We start from the raw sequence: 16,782 nt of genomic DNA on the forward strand, positions 1-16,782 counted from the left end.
TTTACCAAAGGTCCGGTGCAAAATGCTGGTTATATTTTAAATGCCGGTTCTGAACAGTTTATTCAGGACTGTGTAGAAAAATTAAAGACTGATCAGGCGGCGTCCTTGTTGATTTTTCCTGAGGGGACACGTACCGCAAAAGGTGAACTGTTAAATGAATTTCAGCGCGGTGCGGCGAACATTGCGATTCGTGCCAATGTGCCGATTCGTCCGGTACTGATCACCTGTACGCCTTCAACTTTAACCAAAAATGAAAAGTGGTATCACGTTCCTTCACAGCCGTTTCATATTCATGTGAAGGTGCTAGATGCCATTCAAGTCGATGATCTTCTGGATGATGCCACGGTCAGTCCGAAAAATGTGCGTCATCTGAACCATCAATTACAACAATTTTTTAACCAAGAGTTATCTGAAAAATGAGCAATCTTGCTGATGAATTAAAGCAAATGATTATTGATGTACTGGCCCTTGAGGACATCAGCATAGATGATATTGAAACCGAAGCCCCTTTATTTGGTGATGGCTTGGGTCTAGATTCCATTGATGCCTTGGAACTTGGCTTGGCGCTAAAAAAACGTTACAACATTCACTTGAATGCTGAATCGGCAGAAACTAAGCAACATTTTAAATCAATTCAAAGCCTGGTGGCTTTGGTTGAAGCACAGCAAAAGGCGTAAGAGGTTGGGATGTTAACTCAGGAACAAGTGCTCGAAAAATTAAGAGAATGGATGGAAGATCTGTTCGAAATTACCCCTGAAGATGTTCAGCTAGATGCGAATTTGGCGAATGATCTGGATGTAGACAGTATTGATGCGATTGATCTTGTGGTCAAAATTAAAGAACTGACCGGTAAGCAGGTCAATCCTGAAGACTTTAAAAATGTCCGTACAGTGCAAGATGTCGTCACTGTGATTCAGAATATGTCTGCTGCATGAAATGGCTCTTGAAAGGGATAGTGGCAATCGGACTGATTCTCTATCCCTTTTTAGTGGGCTATAGTTTAGCGTATGGTCAATATATCTGGGTCAGTAGTCTGCTGATTATCCTGGGATTATTACGTCTGTTCAGTAAGGGCAATGCCTTGCTGTGGCCTTTAACCGGATTTGCGATTTTGTGTGGCAGCTTAAGCCTGATTTTAAAAGATCATGCCTGGCTAAAGCTGTATCCGGTGTTTATGAGTGTCGGTGCGCTGGTGATTTTTGCCTCGACTTTAGTTAAGCCGCCTTCCATGATTGAGCGTTTTGCCCGTCTGGCAGAACCGAACTTACCCGAAGCCGGGGTAATCTGGACCCGTAAAGTCACCATGGTGTGGTGTGTTTTCTTTGTGCTGAATGCGCTGATTGCCTTGGCAACGGTACTGTTTGCGCCAATGCAGGTTTGGATGCTGTATAACGGTTTTATTTCCTATGTACTGATGGGACTGTTACTGCTGGGCGAATTTATCTTGCGTAAGCGCCAGCAGCGCTTAAATCAACTTCAGGAATAAAACAGATTGTTATGTTGTGTCATTTTCAAAATCATCTTCATTCACTGAAACCGCTGTGTATTCAGCCTGATTTAAGCCAGATCCGTTTTCAGGATTTCTGGCAGGATGTGATCCAACAAAGCTATGCCATTGAGTCACTTGCGCAGGACAGCTGGGCACTCTGGGAAGCGGATAGTTACCAGTTTTTAGTGCTGTTATTTGCTGCACTTTTAGCTCAAAAACAGGTGCTGTTGCCGCCGCATCGGGTCAGCGATTTAGAAAAAGAACTGGCAGAACAGAATATTTATTTTTTACAGCGTCAGCCTGTAGCTTCTATACAAAATCAAAAGATTGAACTAAATCTGGATGATGCCTTTTTAAATCAGGCCCAACTCTTTTTTTATACTTCCGGTTCTACCGGTCAGCCAAAGAAAATTCCGCGCAGCTTGCATCAGTTACTCAATGAAGTGCAGGGACTAGATGCCAGTTTTCAGTTGCCGGAGCAGGCGATTGCCATTGCAACCGTCAGTCATCAGCATATTTATGGCCTGCTATTTAAGTTGCTCTGGCCATTGGCAAGCGGTCGCTTTTTTTATCAGGCACAGCTGGCTTTCCCTGAAGATGTCGCCGATATCCAAAAAAAATTAACTGCTTTAAAGCTTCAGAATTATGTGATTTCCAGTCCGGCTTTATTAAAACGCTGGACCCGTGATGTGCTGTTGCAAGATTGCCTGACGGTTTATTCATCCGGCGGGAAATTAGAGTCAGGAATTCGGCCATATCTGAACCGCCCCATTACCGAAGTGTTTGGCAGTTCGGAAACCGGTGGGATTGCACATCGACAACAGGATGATGCCTTGTGGACACCGTTTGCCAATGTGGATATACAGGCAGCTGAGCAACAGGAACTGCAAGTCAGAACCAATCATGCCTTTAGTGAAGACTGGATTTTTACGGGTGATAAAGTTGAAGTGATAGAACCCGGCAATTTAAAAAGTTCGTTCCGTTTGTTGGGACGCTTGGACCGGATTGTCAAACTGGAAGAAAAGCGCTTAAGTCTGGATGCGATTGAGCAAAAAATTATCGAGCTGGATGACATTGCGCAATGCCATGTGCTGATTCTAGAGCGGGAACATCGTCAGATTTTAGCCTGTGTTGCTGTACTGTCCGATCAGGCAAGAGTACAGTTAAAGCAGAGTTCTAAAGCGCAGTTTGTGGCAGCTATAAAAGCGCAGTTAAAATCCAGGCTGGAAAGCATAGCCATTCCAAGACAGTGGCGTTTTTTGACACAATTACCGCAAAATGCGCAATCTAAGCTGAATAAACAATACATGAAATCCTTATTTCAACCTATGTTGCTACCTATAGTACTGGAACAACAGAATGAGCCAGATCAGGCGCTCTATCGTCTGGAGTTTTCTCCTGAGCTGGAATGCTTTAAAGGGCATTTTCCCAGCCAGCCCATTTTCCCGGGTGTGGGGCAAATCGGTTTTATTCAGCATTTTGCCCGCCAGAACTGGGCACAACTTGAATGGTGCAATGGTTTTGAACAGCTCAAATTTCAGGATTTAATTCAGCCTTATATGGTGCTGCAATTGAAAATGTCGAGAAAATTGCACAAAGTCAGTTTTGAACTTACCCATGCAGAGCAGACCTTGGCCTCTGGACGCTTGTTATTTCATACACCAAACGATCCGATTTAAAGGTAAATGTAGATGCAGCAATGTTTTGTCATTCCAGTTTATAATCATCCTCATCATATTGAGGCTTTGGTGACTCATTTGAACCAGTTTCAAATGCCCATCATTCTGGTCAATGATGGCAGTGATGCCGCATGTACTCAGCTTTTACATACGATTGCCGCAGAAAATTCATGGGTCGAACTGGTTGAACATGACCATAACCAGGGTAAAGGTCAGGCGGTGATGACCGGTTTACGCCATGCTTATGCCTTGGGTTTTAGTCATGCCTTGCAGCTTGATTCTGATGGTCAGCATGACTGGCAAGATGTAGCAAAATTCCTGCAAATTTCCCAACAAAACCCGGAAGCGATGGTTATCGGGCAGCCGGTATTTGATGAATCGGTTCCTAAAAAACGCCTCTATGGCCGTTATGCCACGCATATCTGGGTGTGGATCAACAGCCTGTCCTTTGATATTAAAGACAGCATGTGCGGCTTCCGGGTTTATCCGCTTGCCAGTACCATTCAGGTGCTGGATTCTGCAAAATTTCAGCCGCGTATGGGTTTTGACAGTGAAATTCTGGTGCGCTTAAAGTGGGCCAATGTTCCCTTTATCAACGTACCGACCAAAGTGATTTACCCAGAAGATGGCATTTCGCACTTCAATGTATGGCGTGACAATATTGGGATGAGTCAGGCACATTTACGCCTGTTTGGCGGCATGCTGATTCGTCTGCCTAAATTGCTGTCAAAGAAAGTAAAAGGTTGATGGCGTGACTGAGCTAAAGAAAACCCAGTGGAATGAGATTAAAGAACGCGGCGGCATGACCTCATTGAGTCTGGTGCTGGCGTTTTACCGTCTGGGTGGCCGTTGGTTATGTCGGGTACTGATGTATTTTATTATTTTATGGTACTGGCTGTTTGCGACAGTGGCACGTCAGGCTTCGCTGCAATATTTAACCCGCTTACACCATTTTGCAGGCAGCCATTCGCCGTTTCCGCATCCTCCCAGTCTGGCGCATAGCTATCAGCATTTTATGCAGTTTGGTGAATGTATTCTGGATAAAATTGAGGGTTGGCTGGGTAAAATTCAGGAGCAGCAGCTGGTTTTACATGGGCATGAGCATTTCCGCGCGCATTATCAAAAAGGCACGGTGATTGTAGTATCGCATTTCGGCAATATAGAATTGCTGCGGGCGATCAAGTCAGACCATCCGCAAAAAATTAATGTGTTGGTCTACCAAAAGCATGCCACCAAATTTAACCAGTTCCTGAAAAAACTGAATGATCATGCCGATGTCAATCTGGTTTCAGTGGATGAGCTGGGTATTGAAACCGCAATGATCCTGCAAGACAAACTTGATCAGGGGGAATGGGTCATTGTCGCGGCAGATCGTGTGCCGGTGCAGTCAGATCGGGTACAGCCGATTTCATTTTTAGGTGAAGAAGCCAACTGGCCGCAAGGGGCATGGATTTTAGCCAGTTTGCTGAAAGTGCCGGTATTGGCCGTGTTTTGTTATCGAGTTGAGAATCAATTTGAAGTACATATTCATGCCATCGCTGAAAAACTGAATTTCCCTCGAAATAACCGTCTGCAGGCGATGCAAAATACTACCCGTCAATATGTGGCATTACTGGAGCAGCACTGTATGCGTGCGCCATATCAATGGTTTAATTTTTATAATTTCTGGAACAAATAATAATGCAAGTGTTAGTTGTTGGGGAAACATCACTTTCGATTGAAGATGTGGTGGCGGTTGCGCGTCAGGAAAAATCGGTGGCTTTGCCTATCAGTGCTGAATGGCGTGAATTAATTCAGCGCGGTGCAGATTTTCTGGATCAGCTGTTACAGGATGAAGGCGTGATTTATGGCGTCACCACCGGTTATGGAGATTCCTGTCTAGTGGAAATTCCCGCGCATCAGGTCAATGAACTGCCTTTGCATTTATCCCGTTTTCATGGCTGTGGCCTCGGTCAAAATCTAGATTTAATCACAGCACGTGCGGTGCTGGTGACACGCTTATGTTCTCTGGCGCGCGGCTATTCCGGTGTTTCGCATGCTTTGCTGCAACGTCTGGTGTGGATGCTGAATGAAAATGTGATTCCGGTGATTCCATCGGAAGGTTCAGTCGGTGCCAGTGGTGATTTAACGCCATTGTCCTATATCGCAGGGGCTTTGGTCGGTGAGCGTGATGTTTATTTTCAAGGTCAGATTGTTCCGGTCAGTCAGGTTTATGCTGAAAAAAATATGCAGGCTTTGGTGCTGCGTCCTAAAGAAGGTCTGGCACTGATGAACGGCACCGCAGTGATGACAGCCATTGCCTGTCTCAACTATAAAAAAGCCGAACAGATCAGTTTAGCCAGTACCTGCATTACCGCACTGAATGTATTGGCTTTGGAAGGTAATCCAAGTCATTTCGATGAAGTGCTGTTTGCACAAAAACCGCATCCAGGTCAGCAAAATATTGCTGCACAACTGCGTCACTGGCTGAACAGTGAAGTACAAACCGAACATCAGAGTTCACGCCTGCAGGACCGTTATTCCTTGCGCTGCGCACCGCATATTATTGGCGTGTTTGAAGATTCTAAACCCTGGTTACGCCAGTTTATTGAAAATGAACTGAACTCGAGTAATGACAATCCGCTGATTGATCCGGTGAATTTACGCGTGTTGCATGGTGGTCATTTCTATGGCGGGCATATTGCTCAAGCCATGGACAGCCTGAAAATAATGATTGCTAATATTGCCGATTTAATGGATCGTCAATTTGCGCAACTGGTGGACTATAAAATGAATAACGGTTTGCCGCGTAACTTGACCGGTGCAACCGATGACCGCCTGCCATTGAATCATGGTTTTAAAGCGGTACAGATTGGCGTGTCGGCATGGACAGCGGAAGCGTTGAAACAGACGCTTTCGGCTTCGATTTTCTCGCGCTCGACCGAATGTCATAACCAGGACAAGGTCAGTATGGGGACTATTGCGGCACGTGATGCCAGTCGGGTGATTGTCCTGACTGAACAGGTGATCGCGGCACTGTGCTGTGCCAGTGTGCAAGCGGTGAACTTAAAAGGTTTAGATGGCAAGTTAACTGAAGTTTTGACTGCATTTAAAGCGTGGGTCTTGCAGACATTTGATTACGTTGTGGAAGATCGACCATTGCAACAGGAGTTGCAACAGCTGGTAGATCGTCTGGAAAATTTAGAATTGTTAAGTAGTGAACTCGTTTGCTAAACGTGATGGGAAACAGACTATGCATGCCGATGTGATTATAGAAGTGCCATTTCATGATGTGGATACCATGGACGTGGTCTGGCATGGGCATTATTTGAAATATTTTGAAATTGCGCGCTGTAAGTTGCTGGATCAGTTTGATTATAACTATAAGCAGATGCGTGATTCCGGCTATGCATGGCCTGTGATTGAAAGTCATGTGCGTTATGCGCATGGCATTCTGTTTCAACAAAAAATTCGGGTGCGTGCCATTTTAAAAGAATGGGAAAACCGCCTGAAAATTGAATATCAAATTTTTGATGTGGAAAGTGGAAAAAGACTGACCAAAGGCTATACCACACAAGTGGCGGTGCAAATCGAAAACCGGGAAATGTGTTTCCAGTCACCGCAAATTTTATTGCAGCGTTTAAACGCCTGGTCTGAGTTTAAGCCGGAGTAAAGCAGATGACATCTCTCAATCTACCACGTGCAGTCTGGCTATTTTTAGCGAGTTTGCTGTGTCTCACATTCATGTTGCCGCAACCGGTGCATGCGCAAAATCCGCAGCTCAGACAAATCTTTGGGCAGCTTTCCGCAACTCCTACCGTACGTGCCAATTTTGACCAGCAAAAAAAACTGGCATCCATGAACAAAACTTTTGTTTCTAAAGGCACGGTATTATTTTCCAAATCGCAAGGGGTGATTTGGAAAATTCAAACGCCGGTCAAGGCCGACCTGATTGTGACGCCGCGTAAACTGGTGCAAAAAACCCAGCGCACGCATAGTCAGATTGAAATTGATAAATCACCGTATGGTTCGGTGGCGACCATGTTCTTGCAGCTGATGTCGGGCAATGAAACGGCTTTAGCCAAGAACTTCAATATTGTTTCGGCAAGTTATACCCCGGCGCAGTGGAATGTGATTTTAACCCCGAAAAGCAGTTTATTTAAAAAATTATTTGTCCGGGTTGATGCGCAAGGGCAGCGTTATGTCGATCGTATTGTGTTGCAGGAAAAAGCCAATAACAGCACCACCATTCGCTTTAGCCAACAAACCACTCAACCCCAAACCTTAACGGCTGAGGAAAATGCACTTTTCCAACTGGCAAAATAAATTTACGGCGCTGTGGCTGATTGTACTGAGCGTGATTGCCATTGCGCTGGGTACGGCTTGGCTGAAAAAAGATATTCATATTCAAACCAATATCTTTGCCTTGTTGCCTGAATCGACGCATGAGCCACGGCTGGAACGGGCGCAGCAATATGTCAGTCAGCAACTGAATGATAAAGTCTTTGTGGTATTGAATGCTAAAGATGATGCTGCCTTGGCCAAAGCTACAACCACCTTTCAACAAAAAGTGGCACAAAGTGATTTGTGGCAGCCCTTAAATGCTCAAGTAGATAGTGACCAGTTCGCGCAGCTATTATATCAACATCGTGCAGGTTTATTGACCGCCGATGATCAAAAGCTGCTGGAACAACACGATTATACCTCCCTGACTGAACAGGGCTTATTGCAAATCATGAGTCCGGGCATTCCCATTACGGCAGAGCTATTACAACAAGATCCGCTGCTGTTATTTCCACGTTATGCCATGGGCTTATCCAGTTTACAGAGCAATTCAGATATTACTTTGGAACAGGGTTTTGCTACTATTCGGGATGAGCAGGGAATTTCACGGCTAGTGGTCCTTGAACTCAAAAATAGTCCTTACAATATTGATTACCAGGAAAAAACGGCGGTCTGGATTAAGCAGCTAGACCAGCAACTGCAACAGATGCAGGTTGAGCCGCATTGGACAGGTACGTTATTGTTTGCCCAATTCGGTACGACTTCGGCTGAAAAAGAAATCTCCACCATTGGTCTGGGTTCAACCTTGGGTATTTTCTTTTTAGTGCTGTTCGGTTTCCGCTCGATTCGCCCCATGCTGACTGAAATGATTGCCGTGGGAACCGGTTGTCTGGTGGCCTTTGCCATCACCCATTGGGTCTTTGGTGAAATTCACCTGATGACCTTGGTGTTTGGCGCCAGTCTGGTCGGGGTTTGCGTCGATTTCTCTTTTTACTTTATGGCGATGCAATCGCAGCATCGACAGATCAACGGTTTTGCGGTACTCAAACCGCTGTTACCGAGCCTGTTTATGGGCTTAATGACCACTCTGGTCGCGTATATTTTCTTGAGCTTTACCCCATTTCCGGGCTTTAAGCAGATTGCTGTTTTCTCGATGGTCGGTCTTGCTGCCGCATGGGTCACCAGTGTTTTATTGCTGCCACGATTACCGGCCTTAAATGCCGAACCTGCAATTCGAACCCTCAGTTTTATCGGTAAAGCACGCGCGGTCATCCAGAGCAAAAAAGCTCTGCGTTATGGCTTAATTGCAGTGCTTACTGTAGTCACCGGCAGCAGTTTAATGTTGCTGCAAAGCAATGATGACGTACACAATTTACAAAGTATGGATCAGAAGCTGAAGCAGGAAGATCAATACGTGCGTGAACGTTTTATGCAGCAACAAAGCAGCGAATATTTTGTGGTGCATGGCAACACCGCGGCAGAGCTTGAGCAAAATGAGCAGCAATTGCTGCAAAAACTGCAACTGTTACAAAGTAAAAAGGCCCTAGATACTTTCCAGGCTTTAGGACAATGGTCGCCATCACTCGCACAGCAACAGCATAATATTCAGTTATTGCAGGACATACCGGCCAGTGCCTTACAGGATTATGCCGTAGCGATGCAACTGAATCCGGCGCAGGTCTTGGCTTGGCAGAAGCAACTTTCCGAGCAGCCATTACTTAGTCCTGCTGAAATGAAAAAGCATCCCTTGGCATTTTTACAAATGAGTCCGACCGAGCGACTGGTGCTGCTGCAAAATGTGCATGATGTAAAGGCTTTAGAGCAACTGAATAGTCCGGAAGTGCAATTATTGCGTCCAGTCGATCAGATGTCTGAACTGTTTAAACAGCATCGTATCCAGGCACAGTGGTTGCTGGTATCTGCCTTAATCACCTTGGCGATCAGCTTGGGTCTGATTTATGGCATCAAGTCGATTTTACCTTTGGTATTGCCGGTAACGCTGGCCTTGATGACCACCTTTGCGATTCAGGCCTGGCTGGGTGTGGAAATTAATTTATTCAGCATTATGGGTACCTTTCTGATTATCGGGATTGGGGTGGACTATGCCATTTTCTACCGCCATGGACATGATCATCCGCAAGTGGTAGGCATGGCGCTATTCCTTTGTATGATGTCAACTTTATTGGGTTTCGGGTTATTATCCTTTAGCCAGACCTATGCCATTCATTGCTTTGGTTTGACCGTATTACTTGGGGTGATTTTTTCATTTATTTACGCAACCTTGTTTACATCTTCCGATGCCAAACATGTGGTGCTTCAACAATATCAGCCAAAGAGCTGAGAAACTATAAGGTACAGTGCAATGAGCACCATGCAACACACAGATGTATTGATTATCGGCGCGGGACCATCAGGCAGTTCGGCAGCAGCATTGCTGCGCCAGAAGGGCTATCAGGTGACCCTGATTGAAAAACAATATTTTCCACGCTTTTCAATTGGTGAATCATTGCTGCCACAATCGATGGTTTTTCTGGAAGAAGCTGGGCTGCTGGATACGGTACGTGAGCATGTGGGCGAGTTTGCATTTCAGTTTAAAAACGGTGCGGCATTCTTAAGAGGCAAGCAGCGCAGTTTTTATGACTTTACCCAAAAATTTAGCGATGGTCCGGGCACGACCTGGCAAGTACGCCGTGCCAACTTTGACCATTTACTGGCACAGCAGGCAGAAAAATTCGGTGCAGACATCCGTTTCGGTCATGAAGTGATTGATGTGGATGTTGCGTCAGAACATCCGGTACTCACCGTAAAAGATGAGCAGGAAAATGTATACCAGATTCAAGCGAAGTTTTTACTCGATGCCAGCGGTTTTGGCCGGATCTTGCCGAAGTTCTTAGACCTGGAAAGTCCATCCAACTTTCCGGTACGTCGTGCCGTGTTTACCCATATTGAAGATGGCATTCTGGATGATCCGGAATTTGACCGGGAAAAAATCCTGATTACGGTACATGCCAAAGATCATCGCGCTTGGTACTGGCTGATTCCATTTGCCGATGGCCGTTCATCTTTTGGTGTAGTGGCAGAGCAGGACTTCTTTGAGCACTATGGCTTTGATGGCAGTGCCGATTATGATGTCGAGGCCTTGTTTAAGCGTATTCTGGCGGATGATGAAAGTTTGTCGCAGGTATTACGCAATGCCAAATTTGACACGCCAGTACGCACCTTGGTGGGCTATTCTGCCAATGTGAAACATCTGGCTGAGCGTAACTATGCCTTGCTGGGCAATGCCGGTGAATTTCTTGATCCGGTATTTTCTTCAGGTGTGACTATTGCGCTGAAATCTTCCAGTCTGGCGATTCCATTGGTGGATCAAGTGCTGCAAGGACAAACGGTCAACTGGATGGAACAGTACGAAAAACCGCTGCGTGAAGGCATTCAGGTATTCCGTGCCTATGTGGAATCCTGGTATAGCGGTGAATTTCAGGATGTGGTGTTTTCCACCCAGCAAGATGAAAAGATTCGTCGGATGGTTTCATCCTTACTTGCCGGATATGCCTGGGATACCACCAATCCGATTCATAAAAATGCCAAAAAGCGTTTAAGTACCTTGGCGGAATATTGCCGTGATCCGCAGTTACAGCAAACACAAATGAATGGTGCTTAAGATGAAACTGAAATGGGCGGGAATGTTCATCAGTGCTGTGCTGCTGTGTAGTGGCTGTCAATCCATGCTGCCCAAAGCGCAGGGTTTAAGCACTACAACTTGGGTTGCACAGAATTATCAACGTCAGGATCAGTTAGAAATCCAGTGGAAAGAACAAAGTTTTAGCTTTTTGCTGTATCAGCAACAAGGCCAAAAACTGGAAATGCTGGCGTTGACCCTGACCGGGCAGCAATTGTTCAAGCTGAGTTTTGATGGTCAGAAAGTGCATGTCGAACAGCGTATTGAACAAATGAAGCTGTTGCCATTTGAATTTGTGGTGCGCGATATTTTATATGCCACTTATCCGAATTTTGCCCAGTTACAGCAGCAGAATGTCCGGATTGAAAATTCCGCTCAGACCCGAAAAGTATTGATCAACCAGCAGCATGTACTGAATATTCAGCAACAGGATGATGTGATTGAGCTGAATAATCTGCAGGTGCCGTATCAAATGGTGATTAGTCCTATTAATGATGGTTTAGCGAATACTGATGCGGACAGCACTGAATAAGAGGCATGATCATGGGTGATCAAATCAATACACAACATCCTGCAGTCGGGATTCAGTTCAGTGTGGGTTTATCCGCACTCGGCAATAGCGCTGAACAGATCAAACAGGCACTGACTAGCGAGCAAAATACCTTGAGCTTGGCGTCAGGATTTATTCCTGAAAAACAGGTCTGGGTAGGTGCTTATCAACACGCCTTAATCGACAACATTCCAGAGTTTTTACAGGATGTCGATTCGCGTAATTTACGTTTTGCCTTGACGGCTTTAAAGTCAATTGAAGCGGATGTGAAGGCCTATACCGCGCAGTTTGATCGCAAACGTCTGGCAATTATTTTAGGCACATCGACCTCAGGCATTGCCGATAATGAAAAACTGCTGAAACAATATTTTAACCATCAGACTGATGTAGACGTTCAGCATCACAAACAGGAAATGGGCAGTTTGACCAAAGGCTTGCAAATGTATCTAGGCTGGGAAGGGCCGGCTTATACCATTTCTACGGCCTGTTCTTCCAGCGCTAAAGCCATGGCGGCAGGACAGCGTTTGATTAATGCCGGTCTGGCGGATGCAGTATTGGTTGGTGGTGTAGATACCTTGTGTCAGCTGACCTTGAATGGATTTGATAGCCTGGAAAGTCTATCCAATAATCTGTGTCAGCCCTGTGGTGCACAGCGTGACGGGATTAATATTGGTGAAGCAGCGGGTCTGTTTTTATTGTCCAAAGAAACTGCACCGGTGATGCTGATGTCAGCCGGTGAATCGATGGATGCCTGGCATATTTCCGCACCGCATCCGGAAGGCAAAGGCGCTGCCGAAGCCATGCAAAAAGCCTTGAGTATGGCTGGGATTAGCGCAAACGATATTGGTTATCTGAATATGCACGGCACAGCGACCCCGCAAAATGATGCCATGGAAATTAAAGCGGTTCAGACGGTATTTCAGTCCTATGAGGTGCCGATCAGTAGCAGTAAACATAAGACCGGACATTGTCTAGGTGCGGCGGGAGCCATTGAAGCGGTAATTTGTCAGCAGGTATTAGCCGATCAATCCTGGCTGCCTTTGCATCACTCGGGCAGTATCGATCCGGAGCTGGATGAAGCCAACTATGTGCTGAATGCAGCACTGCAACAGCCCATCGAGTATGTCATGAGTAATTCTTTTGCCTTTGGCGGCAGCAATATTAGTTTGATTTTTGGAACAAAACTGAAATGATGGATGCTGTACAGTTTATCCCGCATCAAAAGCCCATGGTGTTTGTGGATCATCTGATTGAAGCCAATGAACATTTTGCGATTGCTGAACTGGTGATTCGCCCCGAGTTGATGTTTTGTGAAGCTGAAGGTTTACCGAGCTGGACCAGCATTGAACTGATGGCACAGACCATCAGCGCCTATGCAGGCCATAAAGGTCAAATGCTGGGCTTGCCGCCTAAAATCGGTTTTTTATTGGGCACGCGTAAAATGCAGTTGCCTGTGCCTTATTTTGCTTTAGGGGAAACCGTTAGGATTAAAGCAGAACAGGGTTATTTACATGAGGGGTTGGGGCAGTTTCAATGTGAAATTGAATACCGAGAACATCGTTTCAGTGCCATGTTGAGTGTATTTGAACCGCCAGAAATGAAAGAAGATATCAGGAAGTCAGAGTGAGTAGACGAATTTTAGTAACCGGCTCAAGCCGCGGAATCGGTAAAGCCATTGCCTTGCAACTGGCACAGTCGGGTTTTGATGTCACGGTGCATGCGCGTTCCAGACAACAAGAAGCAAAACAAGTCGTAGAAGAAATTCATGCCTTGGGACAATCCAGCCATGCACTGTTATTTGACGTGAATGACCGTGAAAAAGTCATGCAATTGCTTGAGCAGGATGTTGCAGAACATGGGGCGTTTTACGGGGTGGTGTTGAACGCCGGTTTAACCCGTGATGCAGCATTCCCGGCTTTAACCGACAGTGACTGGGATGAAGTGGTTTCGACTTCTCTGGGCGGTTTTTATAATGTTTTAAAACCTTTGGTGATGCCGATGATCCGTCTTAAAAAAGGCGGACGCATTGTGACCATGTCCTCTGTGTCAGGTGTAATGGGCAATCGTGGTCAGGTCAATTACAGTGCAGCAAAGGCGGGCTTGATTGGCGCGACCAAAGCTTTGGCACTGGAACTGGCGAAACGCAAGATTACCGTCAATTGCGTAGCACCCGGTTTGATTGAAACTGAAATGGTCACTGAAGAAGTCAAAGAACATGCCTTGAAGATGATTCCATTACAACGCATGGGGCAGGTCGATGAAGTGGCGAAAGTGGTTAAATTTTTATGCAGTGATGATGCCAGTTATATCACTCGTCAGGTGATCTCTGTGAATGGAGGCTTGATTTGATGAAACGTGTTGTGGTCACGGGCATGGCGGGAATCACGTCTTTAGGTGAAACCGCAGATCAGGTTTTTGCTCAATTTGAACAGGGTAAAAGCGGTATTCGCTATATGCCGGAATGGGAAGTTTATACTGACTTGCGCAGCAAATTGGGCGGTCCGGTAGAGTCTTACACCATCCCCAAACATTTTAACCGTAAAGTAACACGCGGCATGGGACGGGTGGCTTTAATGTCGACCGTATGTGCTGAAACAGCGCTGCAAGATGCCGGTCTGTTAAATGATCCAATCTTAAACAGTGGTCAAACCGGTGTAGCCTTTGGTTCATCTGCCGGTAGCGTGGATGCGATTGGCGAGTTTGGCAGCATGTTGATTGATAACAATATGAACAAACTCAATGCCACCACGTATATCCGCATGATGTCGCATACCAGTGCGGTCAACATGACCGTTTATTTTGGCTTGAAAGGCTTAACTCTGCCGACTTCAAGTGCCTGTACCTCGGGTTCAATGGCGATTGGTCAGGCTTATGAAGCGATTAAATATGGCAAGCAGACCGTGATGCTGGCAGGTGGTGCGGAAGAGTTGAGTGCCGCAGGTTCAGCGGTATTTGATGTGTTGCTGGCCACCAGCAGCCAAAATGAACATCCGGAAAAAACTCCACGTCCATTTGATGCCCAGCGTGATGGTCTGGTGGTGGGTGAAGGTGCAGGCTGTTTAATTTTAGAAGAATATGAACATGCCAAAGCCCGTGGGGCCAAAATTTATGCAGAAATCATCGGCTATGGCAGCAATACTGATGGTCAGCATGTCACCCGTCCAGATTCGGACATGATGGGACACTGTATGCAACTGGCTCTGTCAGATGCACAAATTGCGGCAGACCAGATTGGCTACGTCAATGCACATGGTACATCGACCGATCAGGGTGATATTGCAGAAACTCAGGCAACCGCAAGAATTTTGGGCAAAAAACCGATCAGCTCTTTAAAAAGCTATTTTGGGCACACGTTGGGTGCGTGTGGCGCAATTGAGGCCTGGCTGAGTATTGAAATGATGCAACGTAGCCAGTTTATTGCTACATTAAATTTAGAACAAATAGATACGGCATGTGGCGATCTGGATTACATCGTGAATGATTCTAGAAATATGCATGCTGACATCATCATGAGTAATAATTTTGCTTTTGGAGGAATCAATACCTCCCTTATTTTTAAACGGGTTTAACAACAACAAAAGGGTAAAAATCATGTTAATGAAAAAATTAACACTTACAGCTGCATTGTGTTTTGGTGGGGTCGCTTCAGCTCAGGCTGCAGATCAAATGCATGACTTCAATTTTCAGGAAGCTGTAAATCGTGCAGTTGCAGATGGAACACTGGATGGTTCAGTTAAGTTTTATCTGGCGGGAACCAGAGCGGGCGGTAAAGTGATTCAAAAGGGTCTGGTCACCAATAAAAAAACAAACGGTTTTGCCAAATCTGCTGAAACGTCATGTGATCATGTATTGCGTTCAGCTCTAATCCAGTTCCAGAATACGGCAAAAGCGCAGGGTGCCAATGCAGTCACCAATATCGTCAGTTACTTTAAATCCAATGAAACAAGAAGCACGACGACTTACCAGTGTGCCAAGGGTATGGCTGTTGCAGGGGTGGCTTTAAAAGGCGATCTTGCCAAGTTATAAGCTTTCTGCGCCTCTGATTTTAAATATTGAGTTGAAGCTATAATTTTTATATTTTTGAGTCAGATAAAAAAAGCCCATCATGTGATGGGCTTTTTTATAGAATTTAAACCAAACAAAAATTACTTAGGAATTTCCTGTTCTTCATCAAATTCAGGTTTTACTTGTACAATAAAGTCTTGACGGTTCAGGCCGCGCCATAAGGCAAATGCAGTACCAATATAAATTGAAGAATAAGTACCGACAAATACACCAATAAACATGGCAACAGAGAACCAGTGCAAACCTTCACCACCCAGGAACATCATCGCAACCACAACCAGCAATAAGGTCATGGAAGTATGAATGGTACGGCGTAAAGTTTCGGTCAAAGAAATATTGACCACTTCACGAGGGGTAGCACCGCGAATCTTACGGAAATTTTCACGGATACGGTCAGAAACCACGATGTTATCGTTTAGCGAGAAGCCTAACAGTGCCAGAATGGCAGCCAGTACGGTTAAGTCAAACGGCCATTGCATCATGGCAAAAACACCAATGGTTACAATGACATCGTGGAATAACGAAAGCACTGCGCCTACCGCCAGCTTGAATTCGAAACGAATAGTCACGTAAACCAGCATCAACAGCAAAGCCAAGGCTACGGCACCTGCCGAACGGACATAAAGTTCATTACCGACTTGTCCACCGACAGAATCCACTTTGTGGACTTCAGCAGGGTTGTTCGGTAATTGTGCCGCCTTGGTAATGGCGTTATTCAGATCTTCTACTTCAATGTCCTGCACAGGCATACGAACCAAAAGGTCTTTGTTGCTACCGAGGGTTTGCACCACAGCATCTTTAAAACCTGCCTGGCTCAAGGCCTGAATAACTTCAACCTGGTTGGCAGGTTGTTTATAGTTCAACTCGGCAGAGACACCGCCGGTAAAGTCCAAACCGAGGTTTAGACCTTTGGTGGCAATAAAAAAGATACTGGCCAGGGTTAAAAGAATAGAGATAATTGCCGCAGGTTTGGCAATTTTCATAAAGTCTATGATGCGCTCATCATCCGGGCGACCGTATTTCTTTTTCGGTTGAGTCATATCAGTCATCTTCGATC

The 16,782-nt window shown here is 45.6% G+C and carries 19 protein-coding genes; 18 read left to right on the forward strand and 1 reads right to left on the reverse strand.

Annotated elements, in window-relative coordinates:
- The 18 genes from B4C48_RS12700 to B4C48_RS12785 form a co-directional block, all read left to right on the forward strand.
- Positions 1 to 420, forward strand: a 420-nt coding sequence (locus B4C48_RS12700; protein WP_291357072.1) for a lysophospholipid acyltransferase family protein, incomplete at its 5' end; no start/stop codon positions are given.
- Positions 417 to 677, forward strand: coding sequence for a phosphopantetheine-binding protein (locus B4C48_RS12705; protein ID WP_067722984.1), 261 nt, complete (start codon positions 417 to 419; stop codon positions 675 to 677). The genes B4C48_RS12700 and B4C48_RS12705, both read left to right, overlap by 4 nt.
- Before the next feature lie 9 nt (positions 678 to 686).
- Entirely contained in the window at positions 687 to 935 is a 249-nt protein-coding gene (locus B4C48_RS12710) for an acyl carrier protein (RefSeq protein WP_131216725.1), read from the forward strand.
- On the forward strand, positions 932 to 1,486 hold the full coding sequence (locus B4C48_RS12715; RefSeq protein ID WP_291357080.1) for a Clp protease: 555 nt from the start codon (positions 932 to 934) through the stop codon (positions 1,484 to 1,486). Before B4C48_RS12710 ends, B4C48_RS12715 begins: the two co-directional genes overlap by 4 nt.
- Before the next feature lie 11 nt (positions 1,487 to 1,497).
- Entirely contained in the window at positions 1,498 to 3,168 is a 1,671-nt protein-coding gene (locus B4C48_RS12720) for an AMP-binding protein (protein ID WP_291357082.1), read from the forward strand.
- A gap of 12 nt (positions 3,169 to 3,180) precedes the next feature.
- The gene (locus tag B4C48_RS12725; protein WP_291357084.1) at positions 3,181 to 3,915 is read left to right on the forward strand and encodes a glycosyltransferase family 2 protein; all 735 of its coding nucleotides are present in this window, start codon (positions 3,181 to 3,183) and stop codon (positions 3,913 to 3,915) included.
- Between the two features lie 55 nt (positions 3,916 to 3,970).
- Positions 3,971 to 4,846: an acyltransferase gene (locus B4C48_RS12730; RefSeq protein ID WP_291357223.1), complete on the forward strand. Its 876-nt coding sequence runs from the start codon at positions 3,971 to 3,973 to the stop codon at positions 4,844 to 4,846.
- A 2-nt stretch (positions 4,847 to 4,848) separates the two neighbouring features.
- Positions 4,849 to 6,381 (forward strand): HAL/PAL/TAL family ammonia-lyase, encoded by a 1,533-nt coding sequence (locus tag B4C48_RS12735; RefSeq protein WP_291357086.1) that lies wholly within the window; start codon positions 4,849 to 4,851, stop codon positions 6,379 to 6,381.
- Between the two features lie 19 nt (positions 6,382 to 6,400).
- The gene (locus tag B4C48_RS12740) at positions 6,401 to 6,820 is read left to right on the forward strand and encodes an acyl-CoA thioesterase (RefSeq protein WP_291357088.1); all 420 of its coding nucleotides are present in this window, start codon (positions 6,401 to 6,403) and stop codon (positions 6,818 to 6,820) included.
- A gap of 5 nt (positions 6,821 to 6,825) precedes the next feature.
- Entirely contained in the window at positions 6,826 to 7,473 is a 648-nt protein-coding gene (locus B4C48_RS12745) for a LolA family protein (protein WP_291357090.1), read from the forward strand.
- Complete coding sequence (locus B4C48_RS12750; RefSeq protein ID WP_291357092.1) at positions 7,448 to 9,772, forward strand: MMPL family transporter; 2,325 nt, start codon at positions 7,448 to 7,450, stop codon at positions 9,770 to 9,772. The genes B4C48_RS12745 and B4C48_RS12750 overlap by 26 nt, the downstream gene beginning before the upstream one ends.
- 21 nt (positions 9,773 to 9,793) lie before the next feature.
- Entirely contained in the window at positions 9,794 to 11,092 is a 1,299-nt protein-coding gene (locus tag B4C48_RS12755; RefSeq protein ID WP_291357094.1) for an NAD(P)/FAD-dependent oxidoreductase, read from the forward strand.
- A gap of 1 nt (position 11,093) precedes the next feature.
- Positions 11,094 to 11,642, forward strand: a complete 549-nt coding sequence (locus B4C48_RS12760) for a DUF3261 domain-containing protein (protein WP_414631514.1) — start codon at positions 11,094 to 11,096, stop codon at positions 11,640 to 11,642.
- Between the two features lie 11 nt (positions 11,643 to 11,653).
- Complete coding sequence (locus B4C48_RS12765) at positions 11,654 to 12,853, forward strand: beta-ketoacyl-[acyl-carrier-protein] synthase family protein (RefSeq protein WP_291357097.1); 1,200 nt, start codon at positions 11,654 to 11,656, stop codon at positions 12,851 to 12,853.
- Positions 12,850 to 13,287, forward strand: coding sequence for a 3-hydroxylacyl-ACP dehydratase (locus tag B4C48_RS12770; protein ID WP_291357099.1), 438 nt, complete (start codon positions 12,850 to 12,852; stop codon positions 13,285 to 13,287). The genes B4C48_RS12765 and B4C48_RS12770 overlap by 4 nt, the downstream gene beginning before the upstream one ends.
- On the forward strand, positions 13,284 to 14,009 hold the full coding sequence (locus B4C48_RS12775; protein ID WP_291357101.1) for a 3-ketoacyl-ACP reductase FabG2: 726 nt from the start codon (positions 13,284 to 13,286) through the stop codon (positions 14,007 to 14,009). Before B4C48_RS12770 ends, B4C48_RS12775 begins: the two co-directional genes overlap by 4 nt.
- Positions 14,009 to 15,229: a beta-ketoacyl-ACP synthase gene (locus B4C48_RS12780; RefSeq protein ID WP_291357103.1), complete on the forward strand. Its 1,221-nt coding sequence runs from the start codon at positions 14,009 to 14,011 to the stop codon at positions 15,227 to 15,229. The genes B4C48_RS12775 and B4C48_RS12780 overlap by 1 nt, the downstream gene beginning before the upstream one ends.
- 22 nt (positions 15,230 to 15,251) lie before the next feature.
- Positions 15,252 to 15,686: an excinuclease gene (locus tag B4C48_RS12785; protein ID WP_291357105.1), complete on the forward strand. Its 435-nt coding sequence runs from the start codon at positions 15,252 to 15,254 to the stop codon at positions 15,684 to 15,686.
- Between the two features lie 119 nt (positions 15,687 to 15,805).
- On the opposite strand, the gene secF is transcribed toward B4C48_RS12785, so the two are convergent.
- Complete coding sequence (gene secF / locus B4C48_RS12790) at positions 15,806 to 16,774, reverse strand: protein translocase subunit SecF (RefSeq protein WP_291357107.1); 969 nt, start codon at positions 16,772 to 16,774, stop codon at positions 15,806 to 15,808.
- Positions 16,775 to 16,782 lie beyond the last annotated feature (8 nt).

This window comes from Acinetobacter sp. UBA3106 (assembly GCA_002365595.1).
In the GTDB taxonomy this organism is placed as follows: domain Bacteria; phylum Pseudomonadota; class Gammaproteobacteria; order Pseudomonadales; family Moraxellaceae; genus Acinetobacter.